Consider the following 20,804-nt stretch of genomic DNA (forward strand, 5'->3'; position numbering starts at 1 on the left):
GGTTTAGACACGGATGTTAAAAACGCCAAATACGCAAATAAAAGGCAGTAAGTCAATCAAAGGCAAACAAACGTATGGAAACGAAATGACGACGAATCAAATTGAGTTCAATATAGCGCCAGTCGCAGAATGCAGCGTTTTGGTGACCTTGACGCTATCGCCTTCAAATAATCAATCTAGCGCCGATTATGCGCAGTACATGGCTCACTTTTCCGATGCCATTCGCCAAAATTTAACATCTGTATTGATGAATGTGACGCCGGCTTACCAAACAATATTGGTCGATTACCTACCTTATCGAATATCAGAACAGCAGCTCATGGAACAACTCAATAATTTGTTGAATCACGCTCTTTCGTCTTTCTCTAGCGTTAGTAACACGCGTAACACTATCGAGCTTCCCGCCTATTACTCACCAGAAACAGCACTCGATTTAGACCGATATCAAGCCAAAGGCATGTCGCTGGATGAAATCATTCAACATCACACCTCACAAACATACAGCGTCAGTGCGATTGGGTTTACGCCTGGCTTTGCGTTTATGTCTAATGTGGTCAGCGAGCTTGCTTTGCCTCGTCATTCAACCCCACGTTTAAGTGTACCGAAAGGCAGCATCGCCATCGCGGATACGAAAACGGCGGTGTATCCTTCGGACTCACCGGGCGGTTGGAATATTATTGGCAATTGCCCGATCGCACTGTTTGATCACAGCCAATTGAAGAACGCTGATACCACGCAAACGCCGCTGTCTCTACTTAATGTCGGTGATACGGTCCGTTTCATCGCGATTTCAAAACAAGAATTTGTAGAGCTTAGGCTTATGGAGATTAGTGGAGATGTCGCTAATGGTTAATACAATAGCTAAACCAACACTAACAGTGATTAAACCCGGCCCGTTGAGTTTGATTCAAGATTTCGGACGATTTGGTGTCGCTCATCTCGGGTTGACACAAGGTGGCCCTGTTGATGATTACTCGTATAGCTGGGCCAATCACCTGCTCGGAAACCCAGTCAACCAAGCGGCGTTGGAAATCACTCTTGGGCAATGCGCGTTACGAATCGACTTTGATTGTGAGATGGCGTTATGTGGTGGCGATTTACAAGCGAAGATTGATGGCAAACCACAGTCGAACTGGCGTACTTTTCAAGCTTTCGCAGGGCAAGTTCTCTCATTTGGTTTACCTAAAAATGGTCTAAGGGCGTATTTAGCCATTAAGGGGGGCTTCGATGTTCCATCAACTCTTCATAGCTGTTCTACGGTGACTCGAGAAAACATTGGTGGATTAACGCAAGATGGAGAGCCATGCCAGCAAGGGCAACAAATTGCGTTTACCCAACACAAACTCTCTCGCCCGTTTAAAGCGTTGAGTGTCACTTTCCGATACACGCCTAATTACAACCTACCAGTGAACCTGCGAGTGATTGAAGGCTATCAAAGCGAGCTGTTCTCCGAGTCAGCAAAAGAGACTTTGTATAACGCACAGTATCACGTTGATCAAAATTCAAATCGCATGGGCTATCGACTGAGTGGTGAATCGGTTGATTCACCTGATATTTCGCTATTGTCAGAAGGCATTGCCTTGGGTGCGATTCAAATCCCCCAAGATGGGCAACCTATCGTATTGCTTAATGACAGACAGACCATTGGTGGCTATCCGAAGATTGGATGTGTCGCCAGAATCGATTTGCCACGCTTAGCACAAGCCAAACCTGGACATGAGGTCTCGTTTAGTAAAGGAGATCGCTTAGGATTACAAGATGTGTGGTGCCAATGGGCTCAGTTTTTCGGCTATTAGTTTTTGCTCTGTAGCTATGTAACTCTGTGACTCTGTAGTTATGTCGCAAAGAATCTAAGAATCTTGAAAGAGTTAGCCAGGAAGGTTTCGTTTGGAAGATGTAGTTCAGGCAATTGACAAGATACAAGCAGGCGTTGCAGTTAAAGGTTCGGCTTACCTGTCAAAGTAAGCCGAATTGAAGATGTTCAGCGTAGTCGATTATGACTGAGTATTAAGCGTGGTCTTGACCTGACACCTTTGCAAGCGCTTCTGGGTATCCACGTTCTTGTGTCAAATCTATCGCTCTGTTTTCAATAGCATTTAGATTAAGTGACATTGTCACTGAGTGCGTATCTTCAATCGATACTGACTCTGCGACATCAAACCAATGCTCAGCAACCTTTTGTGCAGCCTCAAGGGTTGAGGAAGCTTTGACTACTTCAAGTCGAGCATAGCGCTCACCACAGAATGAAACATCTGAAGCTCTTAAGCTCGGATCGGTTCCCGGAATCTGCTGTGCACCGAACAGAGGCTTACCACCTACCAGTGCAGAGCTAAAACTTGGGATGAACTGAGACATATGCGTTATCGCAGCGCGAGTTCTTAATTCAAGCTGCTCTTCACTCCAACCTGATACGATTTTCTTAAGAAGCTTCGAAGGTAACTGTGGTTGTGATGAATCTGTTGATGATGAAACAAGCCCACCCTCAAATAGAGTAATCCCTTCTGTCATACCGTGAAGTTGGAATACACCATCAGCGTACGGTGTTAACTGAGCCATGCCTTGCGGTGTGCCTCTCGGGCCATGGAAGATCACCTCTGGCCACTCTTCCTTACATTCTTGCGAATACGGCCACTCTGTAACATATGCGGCTTTGAACTCAACAAGCCTTTGTTGCTTAGAACCGACAAAGTCATCCACGATGCCCGTCTCAAAGCCACTTGCATTAATCAAGTAGTCGGTCGTTAGATGACAGCTTTGGTTATCAGCGTCTGTATAAGTCAAAGACCAGCCTTGCTCTAACGATTCAACAGATTGTAATCGGCTGTTGGTTAATACTGAGCAATTCGATTGTTGCCCCAAAGACAGTTGAGCGGTTGCAGATAAGCGGAATACACTCCAGCCATACTCTTGAACCATAGCAACAGGATACTTAAGGGTTTCTAGATCCGTATGTTTCGCGAAAGGAATACACCAATCATCAAGCGATGTTGGTTTCAGAGGCTGTGTTCGGGTAGCAAGTGCTAGTAACTCTTCTTTACCATACAGCTTGTAATACTCTTCCGGTTTACCAAGCACTTGGTTGCTTTTATCTTGATTAACAAGCTCAGCATAAGCGTTTTTGATTATCTTTAGACGCGGAAGTAGATCCAACGGCTCTCCACCATCACTGTGTGGAACAGCAATAATTGTCGGTCGAATATTGATCGTGTGGGGAAACAAGCGGACAGTATCAATTGACTGAGTGAGCAACTGAAGACACTGCTCTACAGAAATATCTCGATACAAATTGCCGCCAGCGTGCAGGTGGCAAATTGGTGGACCATTAACCAAACTCGGCCCTTTTTCCAAGATAGTGACCTTAAAACCCAACTCACTAAAGTGAATCGCGCTCGTTGTTCCGGCAATACCACCACCAACAATGGCAATAGAAGGCTGATTTGTATCCGTTTTGTTGTGGTTCATCGTGTTCTGTAGAATAAGATTAACTGCCGCTATTCTACTTTTGTTCTGCGATGAATTAAAACACATTTTTATCAAGGTCTTAGTTCAGTGGGATTTAATATCTATGTAAAAAACATAAATAATCTCTTGACTCAATAACTCCAGATAGAGTTTTAAAGGTTATTCTAACAGTCAAAATTGTCCTAAGTGACGCCACATAAAGGCTGCCTCAGTACTCTTAAAACATAGATGTTAACTTATCCCTAAAGTTATCCACCGTTTTTGTGGATAACTGTTGATAACGTTCTTGCTAAGTTGCGCAAACCCTTTGTTTACAGGGACTAACCGCTGTTCATTAAATCGGCATTATTGTGCGATTAGTTTTAAAAAACACTAAAAAATTGGAAAATTAAGGTGCTATATTCGTTACTTGTGCTACCCATTGGTCAAATAAAAAACGGTCTAAAGCGACGCCTTATAAATAGTGCATGACTAAATATAAATAATGTCACTTTTAGACCGTTTTAAGCATTTGTGAGATCTCGCTAGCGACTAGCCAAAATCCTTGTTCACGGGTGCCAACAAACGTTTGATTAAGCTATTCACTACCGCAGCCAATGTGATGAACGTTAGTACAGGTAGCGCTATCCACAGCATTGGGTGGAGTGAAGGTTCTAACTCGAAGCCAAAGTTCATTACCCCTGCAACACTGAGCTCAGAACCCATCGCAGCAATCGAGCCAGCCACTAACGCCATTAACCCGTATTCACACCAAATAGTGTTGAGAATTCGCTTCTTGCTCGCACCTAAAGTGCGGTACAAACGTATCTCTTGTTGTCTTTGAGACAAGCTCAATCGCAACAGAGTAAAGATTAGCAACAACCCTGCTATCACACCCAGAGCCGCAAGTACGGTTATCGACCAAACAATCTGTTTGAGCAACTCTTGGATCTTGCTACCCATCTTACGAATATCCATCAAACTCACGGTTGGGTGATTTCGAGAGAGTTCGTTGAGCATCTGATTATGTTGTTCTTCTAGTCGGAAGCTGACGAGCCAAGTAGAAGGAATAGAGCTCAAGACATCTGGCGTAAATATGAAGTAGAAGTTCGGCTTCATTTCTCGCCACTCTACTTTTCGGATGCTGTTCACCTTGGCAGAGACATTCTGGCTGTTGATTGTGAACGATAACTCATCGCCAATCTTTAGACCCAGCTGCTCCGCGACATCGGATTCCACAGATACGCCCTGCTCTTGTGTCCAGCTGCCTTCTAACACTTCATTGTACTCAGGAAGGCTATCTCCCCAAGTGAAGTTGATTTCGCGGCTTAGTGCATCTGTTTCTTGTGAGGTATCACTGTATTTTGCCGCTTCAACGCCATTAATGGTCGTGAGTCTTCCTCGTATAATTGGAAACGCTTGAGTACGCTCTACTCCGTTTGCATCAATCGTCTCGAGATAACTGTCTTTCTCATAGCTCGCAATATTCAGCGCAAACGCATTAGGTGCGTTCTCGGGCAAGGTTTGTTGCCAATCCGACAACAAGTCACTTCTCACAAGCCATATGATCGATAGCAGCATCAAAGATAGCGCTAGAGAACCAAATTGAATCCCTGTTGCTAATGGTGTGCGATTAATTCGGCTCAATGCCAAACGCATAGATGTCGACGTCGGCAGCTTGCCGACCAAACGCAGAACAAACGTACTGACAATCGCGAGCACTAAGAACAGGCATGCGATACCTGCTAGAACTATCCATACCAACAGATTGTCGCCGTACATCAGCATCATTGGAATTATAGGTACCAGCAATAACAAGTATTTCTTGTAGCTTTCATTTGATTGATGACTTGATTGAATCACGCTGATTGCCGAAGTGTTGACCAAGCCAATTAACGGAATACCAAGAGCAGGCACACCAATGAGGATACTTGATAAAATCGCCAAAATGACAGGTTCAATACCATAGCTAGGAAGTGGTGTTGGCAACAAATCACCTAATGGTATACGAAGTAGAAACTCTAAGCCGACCCCTATTGTAATTCCTAGTACAGCGCCGATGGCCACTAACAGAGATACCTGTACAAACAACCATTTAATGATCCATTGCTTGCTTGCGCCTAAACTCTTAAGCATCGCAATGGTTTTACGGCGACTCGCAACATAATGTTGGCAAGTAAGTACCAAAGTGGTCGCAGCCATGATCACAACGATAGCAACCGTTAGCGAAAGATATTGAGTTGTGCTCTCGAACATGTCGTTAGTGCGACTCGCTGAATCTTGCGTGCGCCAGCGATCGCTCGGTGTCAATTCTACGCTGTCTTGCGCGGCTTTCAGTTTTGTATCATCACCGTTTAGAAATAGCCTAAAGCTTACGCGACTGCCCGGTTGAATCGCTCCAGTGGCCTCGATATCGCTGGTATGAATTAGCACAGCAGGCATTTGTTGGAATGGGTTAAAGCTCAAACCTGGCTCTTGGGTGATACGCCCAGTTATCGTTAAATCGGCATCGCCAATAGTGACATTGTCACCAATTTCAACCTCAAGCTGTGCAAATATACGCTCGTCTAACCAAAGTTCACCTGGCTCAACATGGTTACTTGATGCTTTATCAGCACCCTCTAAGATCATTTCACCGCGTAATGGGTAATTACTTTCAACCGCTTTCACCGTCACTAGCTGCATCGAGTTATCACTGAATGCCATCGTTGAAAAACGGGTCAACTGAGAGCTGTCTAACTGTTCAACCTGAGTGAGGTCTAATAAGGATTGCGGGATTGGGTTTGCTGAGATAAACACACTATCGGCAGTAAGCGCATCTTTGCCCTGTTTAACAATCACCTGCTCCATACGTTCGGCCAATGCCGACAATGCAAAAACACACGCAATGATCAGTGTTAATGCTATGGAAACTGGCCACAATTGACCGTGTCGAATCTCTTCGATACTCCATGAGAACAGGCGTTTATTCAGTCCGTTTGATGAATTCAATTTAGACTTCCTCTATCTGACCGACATGCATCTTAAGTGTTCGCTGGCAACGTTGTGCGAGTTTAGGATCATGCGTCACTAGAACAAGCGTTGTGCCATGTGATGAGTTCAACTCAAACAACAATTCGACAATTTTGGCTGCAGTTTGTTGGTCTAGGTTGCCTGTGGGTTCGTCAGCAAAAAGGATTTTTGGCTTGATCATAAAAGCTCGAGCTAAAGCGACTCTTTGTTGTTCACCGCCTGATAGTTGAGATGGCAGGTGATCAAGCCTGTCTTTTAAGCCCACTGATTCAAGCAAAGCCGTCGCACGTTCGATGTCTTCGTCTTCCCCTTTAAGTAGACAAGGAAGCGTGACATTTTGCAGTGCAGAAAGGCTTGGGATCAATAAGAAGCTTTGAAATACAAATCCTACCGATTCACTGCGGATCTTAGCCCTTGCTTCATCATCAAGCTGTGAAAGTGGCTGCCCTAATAAACTGATTTCGCCTTTCGTTGGCACATCAAGCCCTGCAAGCAATGTCATTAGGGTTGATTTACCTGCGCCAGACGTGCCGACAATCGCGACAGTTTCACCTTCACGAATATCAATATCGACGTGCTCTAGGATTGTTAAATGTTCTTGATTAGTAGACACTGTCTTCGAAACAGCTTCAGCTTTAATGATGGATGTATGCATGACTCGACTAATTTCCTTTTTATTCTTTATTATATTTTCAACCGCTTCTTTGGCTCAAGATACCGAGTTAGATTCTAAGTTACTGGTACTTGGTGATAGCTTGAGTGCTGGTTATAACATGGACATCAAACAGAGTTGGCCAAGTCTATTGCCAAACGCATTAGCGAAGCATGACAAAACAGTTACCGTGGTAAACGGCAGTATTTCGGGCGACACAACTGGCAACGGGTTAGCTCGTTTACCACAATTACTCGAAGAACATGCTCCAGACACTGTTCTTATCGAACTCGGTGCAAATGATGGCCTTCGTGGCTTCCCACCTAAGCTGATGTCTGCGAACCTTGATCAAATCATTGAGCAGATAAAAGCTGCGGGCGCCAAGCCAATTATGATGCAGATTAAAATCCCACCGAATTACGGTAAGCGTTACAACCAGCAATTTGAATACGTTTTTGCAGCGCTTGCTGATCAACAAAATGTGCCGCTTTTGCCGTTTTTCCTAGAGCATATCATCCTTAAACCTGAGTGGATGATGAACGACGGACTGCATCCAAAACCAGAAGCTCAACCTTGGATCGCTGAATTCGTCGCCGAAGAATTATATCAGTATCTTTAAGTTTTAATGGTCTAGCTCAATAAATTTTACACAGCTTTACGTTAGCCTGAGTGCATATCACCGTTAACTGTAAGGTTATTTATGCTGATCGAACCTATTATCAAGGGTGTGGTAGCCAAAAGCGCTCACCCTCTTGGCTGTCAAGAAGCTGTAAAGCAACAAATCAAGTTTGTTAAGAGTGCGCCGCAAATCAAAGATGGCCCCAAACGAGTACTGATTATCGGCGCTTCCTCAGGCTTCGGCCTTGCCGCTCGTATTGCCGTGACCTTTGGCGGTGCAAAAGCTGACACCATCGGCGTCTCATTCGAGCGCGGTCCTAACGAAAAGTCCCTCGGTAGTGCTGGTTGGTACAACAACATCTACTTCAAGAAAGAAGCCGAACGAGAGCAACGCACTGCTATCAACATCGTTGGCGATGCATTTTCACAAGAAACACGTACACAAGTTGTCGAAGCCATTGAAACCTACTTCGAAGGTGAAGTGGATCTGATTATCTATAGCTTAGCGGCGGGCGTTCGACCTAAGCCAAATACTGATGAGCTTTGGCGTTCTGCCATTAAGCCTATTGGTGAAAGCGTTACCGGCGCGACTATCTCGCTAGAGCACGACAACTGGGTGACAGACACACTTGCTGCAGCGACGGAAGAAGAAGCCGAAAGTACACTCAAAGTCATGGGCGGCGAAGATTGGGAACAGTGGATAGATGAGCTCATCAACGCTGAATCCATTGCCCCTGGTTGTAAAACCATCGCATTTTCCTATGTTGGTCCAGAAGTCACGCACCCTATTTACTTAGACGGCACTTTGGGGCGCGCTAAAATAGACCTTCATCAAACCAGCCATGCTCTGAATCTTGAACTAGCAAACTTCGGCGGTAATGCCTACGCGACTGTGTGTAAGGCACTCGTCACCAAAGCCAGTGTATTCATTCCGGGATTAAGTCCTTATCTGCTCGCTTTATATAAAGTGATGAAAGAGAAAGAGACGCACGAAGGCTGTATCCAACAAATGCAGCGTCTATTCAGCAGTAAACTGTATGGTCAATCAAAAGTCCCTCTGGATGGCGAACGCCTAATTCGGATGGATGAATGGGAACTCGATCCAGAAACCCAAGCCCATGTGACTGAGCTACTTGAAGCTATGGATGAAAACAACTTTCAAGCAATTGGCGACTATCAAGGATTCAAAGAAGAGTTTTTACAGTTGAACGGTTTTGCTCAACCGTCGGTAGACTATAAAGAGAAACTTAACACTGATGATTTTATAAAGTTAAAGCCTTAATCGAAACTTATCTCATTACTGAGACCCAGATTCACATTTGAAAACCTCTGCAAAATTGCAGAGGTTTTTTTGTGCAACATTTCTTATACTTAGTAAAAGTAAGATTCACAGTTTATTTGGTTCATCTTAATTAACACAGGATGTGTTGATGCATTTAGCATAATTGACTCGGAGTCATATGAAGAAGATAAAAACGATAGACTTAGATATCCCAGACGATATGGCCTCCAGTTGGCAGAATATTGTCGACCTCTTGGCTCAAATCACTGAAGTGCCTGCCGCACTTATCATGCGTGTTCACACCAACTACATTGAAGTTTTCTCTACCAGTCACAGTGAGAATAACCCTTACAACAAAGGCGATTCTGAAACCTTAGGAAATGGGCTTTACTGCGAAACGGTGATGGAGTCTCAGCAACAACTTGTGGTGCCCAATGCGCTTGCCGCTCCTGATTGGGAAAACAACCCCGATACAAAGCTTGGCTTAATCTCTTATTGTGGCATTCCGCTATTTTGGCCTAACGGCGAATTGTTCGGCACCATTTGTATCTTGGATTCGAAAGAGAATCACTATACGCCTACCTATATCAAGCTATTAGAGAGCTTTCGTACCTCAATAGAGTCCCAGCTTAAAACCTTGTTTCAGCACGCTAAGCTCACCCAAATGAATCGTGACTTAAAGAACCGGGTCTACACTCGCACTAAAGATCTTGCGAGCCTCAATTATTCTTTAAACCAAGAGATTGATAAGCGAAGAGCGGCTGAACAAAAGATAAACTTCCAAAAGAATCATGACATCGGCACCGGTTTTTTGAACCGAACCGCATTCGAGTCTCGCTTAAATAACAAACTATCGTCACAACAAAGGCTGACGGACAGTTCATTTGCGGTTATTCATATAGGGTTTACGAATGGAAGGCGCATACAGGCTCGATATGGCTATGACGCTTTAGACCAAGTGTTGGTTGAATACCGAAAACGTATCGACAGTATCTCTGATATCGATGTACTAACTGCACGTCCTACTTCTATCGATCTCGTACTGGCCTTCAGCGTAAAAGATTTACACCAACGCCTAGAAGAACTTTGCCAGACGCTCGTTAAGGTCGGCCATTCAGAGTTCGATATCGACAGTGACAGAGTACATTTGCATGCCTTTATCGGGATTGCGATTACTGATAACGAAGACGATGCGGAAAGCATTCTCCAGAAATCATCAGAAGCCATGCTCGCCTGTAAAGATTCCGGGCAAAAATTCGCTTACTACTCTCAATCTCATACTGAACAACAAAGTCACATCAATAAGATCGAAGGTTATTTGCTTCAAGCTGTCCGTAATGATGACCTCATGCTCTACTTTCAACCTAAGGTATGTCCATTAACGCATCGTTGGGTTGGTGCTGAAGCCCTACTACGTTGGCGCCATCCAGTATTAGGTGATATCTCCAACGAAACCTTGATACATATGGCCGAGCAAAACGGCTTGATTTTCGAAGTCGGAAGCTTTGTTCTGCGTAATGCGATTGAAAAAGCGAAAGAGTGGTCCGAATACGTTGAAGATTTCAAGATGGCTGTGAATGTGTCTGCAATTCAACTCAAGAACGTGCACTTTGCGGAACAAGTGGTTCACCTACTCGAAACCTATCACCTAGAACCTCATTTTTTGGAACTCGAGGTGACAGAAAGTGGCCTGATTGCCGATGAAGTTGTCGCTAAGAATACCTTAGAATCGCTGCATGACATTGGCGTTACATTGTCACTGGATGACTTTGGGACGGGCTACGCCTCTTTCAGTTATCTCAAGAAATTTCCGTTCGATACGATTAAAATTGATAAGAGCTTCATCGATCAGATGCTTAACTCACACGAAGACTCGGAAATCGTTCGTTCTATTGTCCAAATCGCGAAGAAGCTCGACCTAAAAGTCACGATTGAAGGGATAGAATCTGAAGTTCAAGAGCAATTTATTATCAACGAGGGCTGCGATGTGGGCCAAGGTTACCTTTATGGGCGGCCAATGCCGAGCCAAGAATTCGAACACAGTTTAATCAATCAAAACTATTTGGGGACAACCCGTTACGCTTAAAGCGAAAAAGAGCAGTTTGTTTTGGATTTAGGCCTACTTTCTCTTTACTCTAAAGGTGGTGATTTTTATAATCGCCGCCTTTCTGTTTTAATCTTCCCTTTATATAGGCATTCCTCGTTATGGATCAGTTGACTGCAAAGCTTAAAAAGCTCGAAAAACAAAACTTCCGCGCATATCAACAAATTAAAGGTCAATACGACTTTGCTGATTTCGAATTACACATCGACCACGTTCAAGGTGACCCGTACGCATCTTCTTCACGTTTTCGCGCAACACGCGCCTGGTCGTTAACAGGGTTAGGTTGGCTGAAAGAAAAGTCTTACGAATACCAAGTAGCAGCGCGTGATTTCATTGCACGTAGCTTCTCTGAATTTGCTAAGCAAGAAACGACTGTGTCTATCGCACTAACAGGCCAAACTGTTTTGGATAACACATCTGTGGTTTTCACCGAGCACGGTATCGAAATCCGTTTTCGTATCAACCTACCTGCTGATGGTCGTAGTATTCTTGCAAAGAAAGCAATCAACATCATTACATTCTATTTGCCTAAGTTTATTCGTCGCGCAACGCTTGAACGCGAACTCAACATTGAAGCGATGATTAAGCATTGTGAAGCCGTTGAAGACCAAGACGCGTTGCGTGCTCAATTGGAAGAAAACAACCTAGCGGCATTCGTAGCAAATGGCAGCGTATTACCTCGTATTGCTGGTAACTGTGACCTACCAATGAAAGGTGCGGTGCCTTTCTCTGCTCCAGAATCGTTGAGTGTTACGTTAAACACACCGAACAAAGGTGATGTGACTGGCCTAGGCATTCCAAAAGGTATCACGCTAATCGTTGGTGGTGGTTTCCATGGTAAATCTACGCTGTTGAACGCCGTTGAACGTTCTATCTACAACCATATTCCTGGTGACGGTCGTGAAGGTATCGTGACTGCGACTGATACAATGAAGATCCGCGCTGAAGATGGCCGATGTGTTCACAACTTGAACCTATCAAATTACATCAACCATTTGCCGATGCAAAAAGACACGTCTGATTTCAGTACACAAGATGCGTCTGGCTCGACATCGCAAGCGGCTTGGCTACAAGAATCAATTGAAGCAGGCGTTCAAACGCTACTTATTGATGAAGATACGTCAGCGACTAACTTCATGATTCGTGACGAGCGTATGCAAGCGCTTGTATCAAAAGGGGCTGAGCCTATCACTCCACTTGTTGACCGTATTGGCCAACTTCGCGAAGAGATGGACATCTCAACTATCGTGGTAATGGGTGGTTCTGGTGATTACTTAGATGTTGCTGACACTGTGATTCAAATGCACGACTACCAAGCGGTAGACGTCACTGAAAAAGCACAAGAAGTCATCGCTCAACACCCTACTCAACGAACTAACGAATGTGAGACAGCATTAGAAACGTTTGTTCCTCGCTCGTTAAACCGTGCTGCACTGATGAACATTCTTACTGACGGCAAATTCCGAGTTAACGCGAAAGGCAAAGAGTCACTGCGTTTTGGTAAGGAATTCGCTGATCTTTCTGCATTAGAGCAGTTAGAGTCAACATCAGAAGTGAACGCGATTGGTTGGGCATGGTTCCAGTTTGCACAAACTCCGGGTTGGTCAAACAACCCTGCTAAAGAGTTTAGCGCTATCTTAAGCGATGAGTGGCACGTTAATATGCCAAACTACGGTGATTTAGCGAAACCAAGAGTATTGGATGTAATGGCCGCACTAAACCGTATGCGTAAATCTCAGTTCAAACCTTCGAACTAAGTTAGATCCAAGCATCATAAATTGTATGGACGGCCCTCATTGTGAGGGCCGTTTTTTTATTCGCTAGCTCTAGCTCTATATCTAGATCTAAAGCCTTAAGACCGTCTCCTGCCTCACTTTTCTTGTTTGACGATAAAACCCACCAATATTGTGCTTATCCTAAAAATCATGACACAGCTTTTACAAAACTATGGCGATATTCATATAAAGTTCCGACTCGACAAGTGTAACCAAATGTAACAACCCTTTGAGGCTTCAATGAATCATAAACGCGTTAAGATGCGTGACCATAAAAAAGAAGTAAATCTGTTCAAAAACCGTGTAACCGTTGCGTTTTGTGGGATCTTGCTGTTCACTCTTGTCTTAGTCGGCAACCTTTACCGACTTCAAGTCGAAAATTTTAAAAGCTATCAAACCCGTGCCGATGGCAACAGAATCAAAGTATTACCTATTCCCCCGACTCGCGGGCTTATTTACGACCGTAATGGTGTGTTGCTCGCCGAGAATGAACTTGTCTTTAATCTGACGATGATTCCAGAGCAAACTGATGATGTCGATGCAATGCTTACCAAGTTGGACAAATACATCCCGCGAGAGGCTGAGCAGATTGCTCGTTTCAAAAAGCGTTATCACAACACTCGCCGTTTCAAATCTGTCACGATACTAGAGAACCTAAGCGAAGAGGAAATTGCTAAGTTCTCAGTGCACCAGTACCAATTCCCCGGCTTATCGATCGATACCAGCTTGAAACGATTTTATCCAAATGGAGAGGTACTTACCCATGTCTTAGGATATGTCGCACACATCAATGATAGCGATCTTAAGAGACTAGAAGAAAAAGGCATCGAAGCGAATTATCAAGCGACGACCATTATCGGTAAGCTTGGTGTCGAACGCTATTACGAAGACATTTTGCACGGTACCAAAGGTTATCAAGAAGTCGAAGTAAACAGCCGTGGGCGAGTCGTCCGCACCATTGAGTATGTAGCTCCAGTAGCAGGAAAAGATATCGTATTAAATATCGATCTCGAACTACAAAAATACGTATTCGACCAGCTTGATCACCGAACAGGCAGCGCAGTCGTTCTGGACCCGAAAGACAACAGTGTACTTGCAATGGCATCAAGCCCCAGCTACGACCCGAACCTCTTTGTCGACGGTATTTCTAGCAAGAACTATCAACGTTTATTGAATGATCCTGCTCACCCATTGGTAAACCGCACTACTCTCGGCGTTTATCCTCCGGCATCTACCATCAAACCATTTATGGCAGTCGCTGGCTTGCAAGAGCATGTCATCTCTGAGGATACGATTCGTGATGACCACGGTTCATGGCAAATTCCTGGTTCTAAGCGTAACTCTAAATCATGGCGAGACTGGAAACGCTGGGGTCACGGCCCTGTCGACGTTACTCAAGCCATTGAAGAGTCAGTGGATTCGTTCTTCTATCAAACCGCTTTTGATTTGGGCATTGACCGTATATCAAGCTGGATGAATCGCTTTGGTTTTGGTGAACCTACAGGTATCGATATCTATGAAGAGAGTACCGCCAACATGCCAACCCGAGAATGGAAGATGATGCGTTATCGTACGCCTTGGTATCAAGGTGACACAGTTCCAATTGGCATTGGCCAGGGTTATTGGACATCGACACCAATGCAACTTGCCAAAGCGACTTCAGTGTTGGTCAATCATGGAAAGGTGATGCCACCTCATATCCTGAGAGCAATCTTGGATCATGGTGAGGACTTTGACACACAACAACTCGTTACACCTGAACCTATGCCGTCTATCACTGAAGTCCCTGACAAAATATGGGATGTACCCATCAATGCAATGAGACTCGTAAACCACGGCAGCCGAGGTAGCGGCAGGCGCGCATTTAAGGGAACTAGCTACACTAGCGGCGGAAAATCAGGTACGGCACAAGTCTTTGATCTTGCGAAAGATCAGGTCTATAACTCGAAAAAGTTGGCTAAGCATTTACTCGACCATGCGCTTTACACGGCTTTCGCACCTTATGAGCACCCTGAGTATGTCGCGACGGTGGTCATTGAACACGGTAACGGCGGTTCAAAAGTCGGCGCGCCATATATCCGTAAAGTACTCGATTATGCGTTTGAGCATAAAAGTGGCCAAAACAAAGATAACTCCTAATACCAAGAAAGCCCCACTCTAGATTCATAGTATGGGGCTTTTTATTTTAGAGTTGCATTAGACGTAGCTAGAGACTTCGTTAGGTTACGAGCTTCTCAATATATGCCATGCTTCGCACAATGTCTGAAACTTAGCCGTGTTGCCCTCGTCCCTATCTGGATGCCAACGTAGCGCAAGACGTCGCCATCTTTTACGAATCTCCTGTTGAGTCGCATCTAATGGCAACTCAAACAAACTGAGTGCATGGCTTCTGTCCATATCCGTTTCACTGCCACCAACAAACCTTTTGTATCGAGTCCAAAACTCATTCAACAACCTTTTGACTTCACCCTCATTCGCCTCATAGTTGAGCCAGTTGATGTAGTAGTCACGCAATGGGTCTTGAAGGTCGATGGTATGAGTGCTGCCATGATAACGGCCGCTCATCAGTTCAATGTCCATGGCTTGGACTTGTAGCCAACCATCAGGGTGTAAGGTTTCTTGAAGCTGATAAAGCGCATTCATGATGAGGAAGTTCTTTTTAAACAACTCTTTCTCTGGTGCTGGGTCTAGCACCGGCACAAATCCAAGGTCGTTAAGGTGAGCCGCCAATGTGTGTACTTTCCAGCCGCTTGGCTTTTGCTTGAGCACTTCCATAATCGGCCAAAGCAATGGGTTCTCCATATGGCAATGAAAGTTTGCTCTCACCTCTTGATGATTCGACATAGTGGACTCAGTTAGATTTTCTGTATTAATGGATGACTAGGGCATTGGATACAATGAGCAACCTACATCATACCCATTGGCGTATATCTTTTAATTGAAAGCGATTTTCTGTGATTTGTCGAGCTAATGGACCAACAACTTTCAAACGCTTGGCTCAAAGGCACCCTTTCATCATGAAACTGAAAGTCATTAAGTGAGTGCAACCGCCATCAATGCAGAAGTGATCCTGAAGTACAGGTACAAAAAAGGTCAGCAATTTAGCTGACCTTTGATATCTATACCAATTTTAGCACGACATATTTCGCTAATTAGATAACGCCAAGTTCTCTTAGGCGCTCCATTAGGTACTCGTTTGCTGTGTACTTTTCTGACAGCACAACTTCCGGTTTCGGGTGAAGGAATAGAGGCAAAGAGATACGAGATTTCTCTTGGCGTTCACCTGATGGATTGATTACACGGTGAGTTGTCGATGGAAAGTAACCACCCGATGCCTCTTGAAGCATGTCACCAATGTTGATGATCATGTTGCCGAAGTCACACGGAACATCTAACCACTCGTCGTTTTGAGCTTTAACTTGAAGGCCTGGCTCGTTTGCTGCAGGAAGAACAGTCAGTAAGTTGATGTCTTCGTGTGCTGCTGCACGGATAGCGCCTGGCTCTTCGTCACCTTGCATTGGTGGGTAGTGAAGAACACGAAGCAGAGTCTGCTCACTGCCGTTGATCATTTCAGACAACGCGATAGAGAACTTCTCTTGTACTTCTTTAGGAGCATGAGCTTCAACCCATCCTAGAAGCTCTTGAGCAAAAGCATTCGCACGTTGGTAGTAATCTAGAATCTGTTCTTTCAGCTGCTCAGGAATTTGGCCCCAAGGGTATACGTGAAAGTACTCTTTGATGTCTTTTACAGTGTGGCCCTTAGCAACTTCAGACACTGATGGTGGAAAATATCCATCTTGTGTTTCAACATTAAAGTGGAAGTTTTCTTTCTCTTCAGAGATGAAGAATTGGTACCAGTTTTCGTAAATAGACTCAACAAGCTCTTTTGGGATTGGATGGTTCTTAAGAACACCAAAACCAGTTTCACGTAGAGAGCGAACAAATTGTTCTGCTGCGTCGTCAGCAAGGTAATCGACAGTTTCCAGTTTCATGACTTTTCTTTCTTGTTATGTAGTGATAAAGCGATTTTAAGGATCGCTTTGTTGTAAATCAAACTTTTGTGAAACTCTCGCAACCGTTTGTCTAGATACTGGGCGATAACGCCAGTTTTCAACAAATATGGGTACTAGAGCCCAATTGAACACTGTTCAATATTGTGTAACACTATTAAAAACTTCGACGAGAGATCTCGATATGACAATTACGCCACTTGCTCAAAATCGACCATTGCTTTCATTAACGACGCTTTATCTGATTGTGTTTCTATTTTCAGCGTTTGCTCCCTCTTCAAGAGCAGTATGGATTGCCGAAATTGTTCCTGCTCTAGCGATATTAGTAGGTATCTGGTGGCTATCCACCAAGCTCACCTTTTCAAAGACGGCTTACGTCCTGATGTTCATCTGGTTGGTTCTGCATACGATTGGCGCTAAGTACACTTTCGCTGAAGTCCCCTTTGATTGGTTTAATAACCTGATTGGATCTGAGCGTAATAACTTTGACCGCGTGGCGCACTTTTCGATTGGTCTCTACGCTTACCCGCTCGCTGAATATTTGATCCGTAAGAAATTGGCTCAACCAGTACTGGCATGTTTCTTTGCCTTATTTGCGATCATGAGTGTTGCCGCAGGTTACGAAATTATCGAGTGGTGGTATGCCGAGATTGCAGGTGGTGATGAAGGTATCGCGTTCCTTGGCTCACAAGGTGATATTTGGGATGCACAGAAAGACATGCTGTGTGATACAACGGGTGCTATTGTCTCGCTATTACTTCTGAAACTTCAAGGGCGAGTTAGAGATCAGTAGTTCGTGGATAGCCCGCTCAACTTCTTGCTTATAAGCTAATAAGCTAATAAGTCGATCTAAATGCCACGACACAGAAACTGTGTGGTGGCATTTGTTCTTTTCTACTTCATAGTCACCTTGCCACCCACAAACTTGTAGGCTGGCGTACCTCGAACCAAGGTATCTCGCGCAAATTCAATCCCACATTCAGGGCACACACATGGCTCTTTAGTGAAATCTTCAACAATACGTTCCTTAAAACACTTCACGAGGGCACCTTTGCCACCTTTCCGATACTTAAAAAGTTGCGTTTTGCATTTCGCACAGAAAATCTGAACCGTTTTGGTCGGTTGCTTCTTATTTGGTTTAGCCATAGAAGTTAATGATTGAACTCTTTATTTCTTAAGTTTAGGTGCGACAAGAACCAAGCTTATCCCGAGTAAAATAACGGTCGATGAGATAATGAATTGCATGGTGACCGGCTCGGAGAGTAACAAGACGCCACCGAGTGTCGCGATAACCGGCACAGAGAGCTGTGCAATGGATGCGACCACTGTATTAAGCTTTTTCACCACGTAATACCACAAACTATAACCCACACCAGAAGCCACCGAGCCCGATATAACCGCGTAAATCAAACCTTGCTCAGTGATAGAGACTTGAGGCATTGCATTAGGTATTACAACTAGAAGGCTTAAACCTGCAAGGATAACTAGCGAGCTAAATCCAAAGTTAGCGGTCGTCGATTGCAGTGCGTTTAAAGATTTCTTTCCTGCCAATGTGTAAATACCCCACCCAACTCCTGCCAGAGACATCAAGATGATAGAAACTAAGTCTGGTGCCTGTGTCGATTCAGTTGGCATTAACAAGTAAACAAGCCCTGCCACCGATAACAAACATCCGCCCCACTCAAGTAATGACATTCTGTTTCCAGAGAACAAGTGCGCGGCAATCATCGTAAATTGTACTGCGACAAACAGCACCAACGCACCGAGACCTGCGCCAAGCTTTAAGTAAGCGAATGAAAAGCCAAACATATACACAAGCAGTGACAATATTGATGTGAATTGAAACTGTGACTTTAGCTTTGTATATACCGATGTGCTGTTGTTTGCTAACTCCTGTTTATGCTTAGGTTGGGCAGATAAAGTGAATAAAATCAGAAGTGTAAGCGCACCAGACAAGATGCGCACGATCGAAAAGCTCAAAGGATCAATCGTTTGATCCATTAAAGCCCAGCGACACAAAACTGAATTAGCAGCAAAGGCCACCAGCGTAATAAATGTAACCATCACAGTTTGCATCGTTTTGTCCTAATTGAGTTGTTTGGTCCTAATAAGTGTTCTTGGATTTCAATCAACGTCAGGCTTCACCCAAACTTGGCTAAAGTCGAACCAACCGAGTGCATTACACTTTGCGTTCTGCAACGTACCGCATTGGTCTTTGTTTACACCTAGCCAACAGTGAAACATAGGGATCAACTGATTGCTTTGCACAAGTTGTTTCCCGAGTTGTCTTGCTGGGAATTGCTCAAACTCGCCCGAGCGCCAACGATCAATCATGTGACACCATTGGTCGAAGTCTTCAGCTGGGCTAGATTCATCAAGAAAACTGTAATCCATTAACCAACCGGCTAATGCATCGTCTCTATTGTTAGCGATACCCATTGGATTAATCCAAATATCAACATTATCGGCGTGTGGAGGATCAGTTTCGTAACCGATAAGCTCAACATCGACATTATATTGCTTCAACACGGTGACAATCGCTTTGGCAAGTGTTGGAAACATCGGGTGTTGGCATTGGTACGCCAATCTAATGGTTGGTTTCGCATTTGCTGGTGGACAGACTGGCGTGTTTAACTTTATGTCATACCAACCAGGTTTTATCCCATAGGCGTGTAGAACGCCCAAATCGATGACGGTCTCTTTTGGGATATGAACAAACAGATCAGCTGCATTCAATGCATTAGACAAAAACTCCGCCCATGCGGGATCTTGTGCGATGCCCTTCTTTCTATTCAACAGTAAATACGTACAGCCGGGATCAAGCTCTACTTCATCACTATCACCACGGTCGGCCATTACTGGTTTCGAAAGGCTTGGGTAAACCATAGAAGAATACGCCTCATCAACCACCCAAACCTCAACGCGATCAATCAGCGGCCTGAAACCGAAGTATCCGTTGAAAGCCGTTAATACCAGTTGCTTCTCATCGTTCTTCTCAATGCGATACGGCCCCGTACCAATTGGTCGAATATCGTAGTCTTCGCCACGTAAAATCATCGGTAAAGTGACCTTAGCGACCGATTCCGTGAGCGCAAGTGGGAAATACTTATCTGGGCGCGTTAAGAATACATCGACCACGCAATTTGCGGGTGAAGAGACATCTTTAATATGCGAGAACAAATTGAGTGGTTCGAGCGCAAGAAGCGTGTCGACAACATGGTTCGTTAATAGAGGCTCCCCGTTATGAAAACGGACACCCGGCCTTAAGAAGAATCGCCATTGATAGTCGCTGATTTTTTGCCATGAATGAGCAAGATCGGGCTGTAACTGATCATTTTCATCCAATCGCGTTAACCCACTGAAGACTTGGCAGGCAATATGCTGCTCTGAACGTCGCATCGATTTTGTCGGGTTAAGCATAGAGAGCGGTCGGTAATAAGGCAAACGAATGACCTGCTCACCTTCTTGATATTGCACACCCAAATAGTTTTGAATAACCTGAGTAAGCTTGGCAGCATTGTGATCGAGCACTGACAACGCCTGACCAATTTTACCTTCCTGTAAGTATCGCCTCGCTAAATTTTCACTGACATCGCAACGATTCTGCTTAAAGATAAGTTGAGATAACTTACCTCGGCCAGCCGCCGGTAGCCACTCTACCCAGCCTTGTTCTTCAAGTTTGTTGAGTACCATTCTTGCATTACGACGGGTACAACAGAGTACATCTGTTATGTCATCGAGCTGAACATCAGAATCTTTACCATCGAAGTATTCAAACAGAGTTTCAAATTGAACGCGAAGTCTTGGGCTGCTCATAAAGAGGAAAACTTATTCAAAGGACATTGAATTCAGTTTCCCTATTTTAAGACGTAAAATCAATCTTACTGACATGTTTTTATTGCGAATTATT

The 20,804-nt window shown here is 44.4% G+C and carries 16 protein-coding genes; 8 read left to right on the top strand and 8 right to left on the bottom strand.

Annotation, left to right across the window (positions count from 1 at the left end):
- Nucleotides 1-85: 85 nt before the first annotated feature.
- Together AC3CH4_RS22875 and AC3CH4_RS22880 are read left to right on the top strand one after the other, a co-directional pair.
- Nucleotides 86-853: a 5-oxoprolinase subunit B family protein gene (locus AC3CH4_RS22875; protein ID WP_488543889.1), complete on the top strand. Its 768-nt coding sequence runs from the start codon at nucleotides 86-88 to the stop codon at nucleotides 851-853.
- Nucleotides 846-1,796: a 5-oxoprolinase subunit C family protein gene (locus tag AC3CH4_RS22880; protein ID WP_488543890.1), complete on the top strand. Its 951-nt coding sequence runs from the start codon at nucleotides 846-848 to the stop codon at nucleotides 1,794-1,796. Before AC3CH4_RS22875 ends, AC3CH4_RS22880 begins: the two co-directional genes overlap by 8 nt.
- A 211-nt stretch (nucleotides 1,797-2,007) precedes the next feature.
- Here the strand turns inward: AC3CH4_RS22880 and AC3CH4_RS22885 are convergent, their stop codons facing one another.
- The 3 genes from AC3CH4_RS22885 to AC3CH4_RS22895 form a co-directional block, all read right to left on the bottom strand.
- Nucleotides 2,008-3,462: an FAD-dependent oxidoreductase gene (locus tag AC3CH4_RS22885; protein ID WP_488543891.1), complete on the bottom strand. Its 1,455-nt coding sequence runs from the start codon at nucleotides 3,460-3,462 to the stop codon at nucleotides 2,008-2,010.
- A 531-nt stretch (nucleotides 3,463-3,993) separates the two neighbouring features.
- On the bottom strand, nucleotides 3,994-6,432 hold the full coding sequence (locus AC3CH4_RS22890) for an ABC transporter permease (RefSeq protein WP_488543892.1): 2,439 nt from the start codon (nucleotides 6,430-6,432) through the stop codon (nucleotides 3,994-3,996).
- A gap of 1 nt (nucleotide 6,433) precedes the next feature.
- Nucleotides 6,434-7,108 carry an ABC transporter ATP-binding protein gene (locus AC3CH4_RS22895; RefSeq protein ID WP_004730959.1) on the bottom strand — a complete coding sequence of 225 codons (675 nt, stop codon included), beginning with the start codon at nucleotides 7,106-7,108 and terminating at the stop codon, nucleotides 6,434-6,436.
- Between AC3CH4_RS22895 and AC3CH4_RS22900 the strand changes: the two genes are divergently transcribed.
- From AC3CH4_RS22900 to mrdA, 5 genes are all read left to right on the top strand, one after another.
- The gene (locus AC3CH4_RS22900; protein WP_004730957.1) at nucleotides 7,107-7,724 is read left to right on the top strand and encodes an arylesterase; all 618 of its coding nucleotides are present in this window, start codon (nucleotides 7,107-7,109) and stop codon (nucleotides 7,722-7,724) included. The genes AC3CH4_RS22895 and AC3CH4_RS22900 overlap by 2 nt on opposite strands.
- A gap of 81 nt (nucleotides 7,725-7,805) precedes the next feature.
- Nucleotides 7,806-9,005, top strand: coding sequence for an enoyl-ACP reductase FabV (fabV, locus tag AC3CH4_RS22905; RefSeq protein WP_054546882.1), 1,200 nt, complete (start codon nucleotides 7,806-7,808; stop codon nucleotides 9,003-9,005).
- 178 nt (nucleotides 9,006-9,183) lie between these two features.
- Nucleotides 9,184-11,091, top strand: a complete 1,908-nt coding sequence (locus tag AC3CH4_RS22910) for a sensor domain-containing phosphodiesterase (RefSeq protein WP_488543893.1) — start codon at nucleotides 9,184-9,186, stop codon at nucleotides 11,089-11,091.
- 119 nt (nucleotides 11,092-11,210) lie between these two features.
- Nucleotides 11,211-12,866 (top strand): ABC-ATPase domain-containing protein, encoded by a 1,656-nt coding sequence (locus tag AC3CH4_RS22915; protein ID WP_237288892.1) that lies wholly within the window; start codon nucleotides 11,211-11,213, stop codon nucleotides 12,864-12,866.
- Nucleotides 12,867-13,124: 258 nt separating this feature from the next.
- Complete coding sequence (gene mrdA, locus AC3CH4_RS22920; RefSeq protein WP_488543894.1) at nucleotides 13,125-15,023, top strand: penicillin-binding protein 2; 1,899 nt, start codon at nucleotides 13,125-13,127, stop codon at nucleotides 15,021-15,023.
- 84 nt (nucleotides 15,024-15,107) lie between these two features.
- Here the strand turns inward: mrdA and AC3CH4_RS22925 are convergent, their stop codons facing one another.
- Both AC3CH4_RS22925 and AC3CH4_RS22930 read right to left on the bottom strand, forming a co-directional pair.
- The gene (locus tag AC3CH4_RS22925; protein WP_488543895.1) at nucleotides 15,108-15,728 is read right to left on the bottom strand and encodes a DNA-J related domain-containing protein; all 621 of its coding nucleotides are present in this window, start codon (nucleotides 15,726-15,728) and stop codon (nucleotides 15,108-15,110) included.
- 308 nt (nucleotides 15,729-16,036) lie between these two features.
- Nucleotides 16,037-16,876 carry an isopenicillin N synthase family dioxygenase gene (locus AC3CH4_RS22930; RefSeq protein ID WP_004730947.1) on the bottom strand — a complete coding sequence of 280 codons (840 nt, stop codon included), beginning with the start codon at nucleotides 16,874-16,876 and terminating at the stop codon, nucleotides 16,037-16,039.
- Between the two features lie 202 nt (nucleotides 16,877-17,078).
- Between AC3CH4_RS22930 and AC3CH4_RS22935 the strand changes: the two genes are divergently transcribed.
- Complete coding sequence (locus AC3CH4_RS22935; protein ID WP_488543896.1) at nucleotides 17,079-17,687, top strand: DUF2238 domain-containing protein; 609 nt, start codon at nucleotides 17,079-17,081, stop codon at nucleotides 17,685-17,687.
- Nucleotides 17,688-17,788: 101 nt separating this feature from the next.
- Here AC3CH4_RS22935 and AC3CH4_RS22940 read toward each other — a convergent pair whose 3' ends face one another.
- Genes AC3CH4_RS22940 through AC3CH4_RS22950 form a run of 3 tightly spaced genes read right to left on the bottom strand, consistent with a single transcriptional unit; the run spans nucleotide 17,789 to nucleotide 20,710 of the window.
- A complete protein-coding gene (locus AC3CH4_RS22940; RefSeq protein WP_017082269.1) occupies nucleotides 17,789-18,040 on the bottom strand; it encodes a hypothetical protein in 252 nt (83 codons plus the stop codon).
- A 21-nt stretch (nucleotides 18,041-18,061) separates the two neighbouring features.
- Nucleotides 18,062-18,970, bottom strand: coding sequence for a DMT family transporter (locus AC3CH4_RS22945; RefSeq protein WP_488519136.1), 909 nt, complete (start codon nucleotides 18,968-18,970; stop codon nucleotides 18,062-18,064).
- 48 nt (nucleotides 18,971-19,018) lie between these two features.
- A complete protein-coding gene (locus tag AC3CH4_RS22950) occupies nucleotides 19,019-20,710 on the bottom strand; it encodes an SgrR family transcriptional regulator (RefSeq protein ID WP_017079218.1) in 1,692 nt (563 codons plus the stop codon).
- Between the last annotated feature and the right edge of the window lie 94 nt (nucleotides 20,711-20,804).

It is taken from the genome of Vibrio sp. QJM3NY_26, assembly GCF_057786005.1.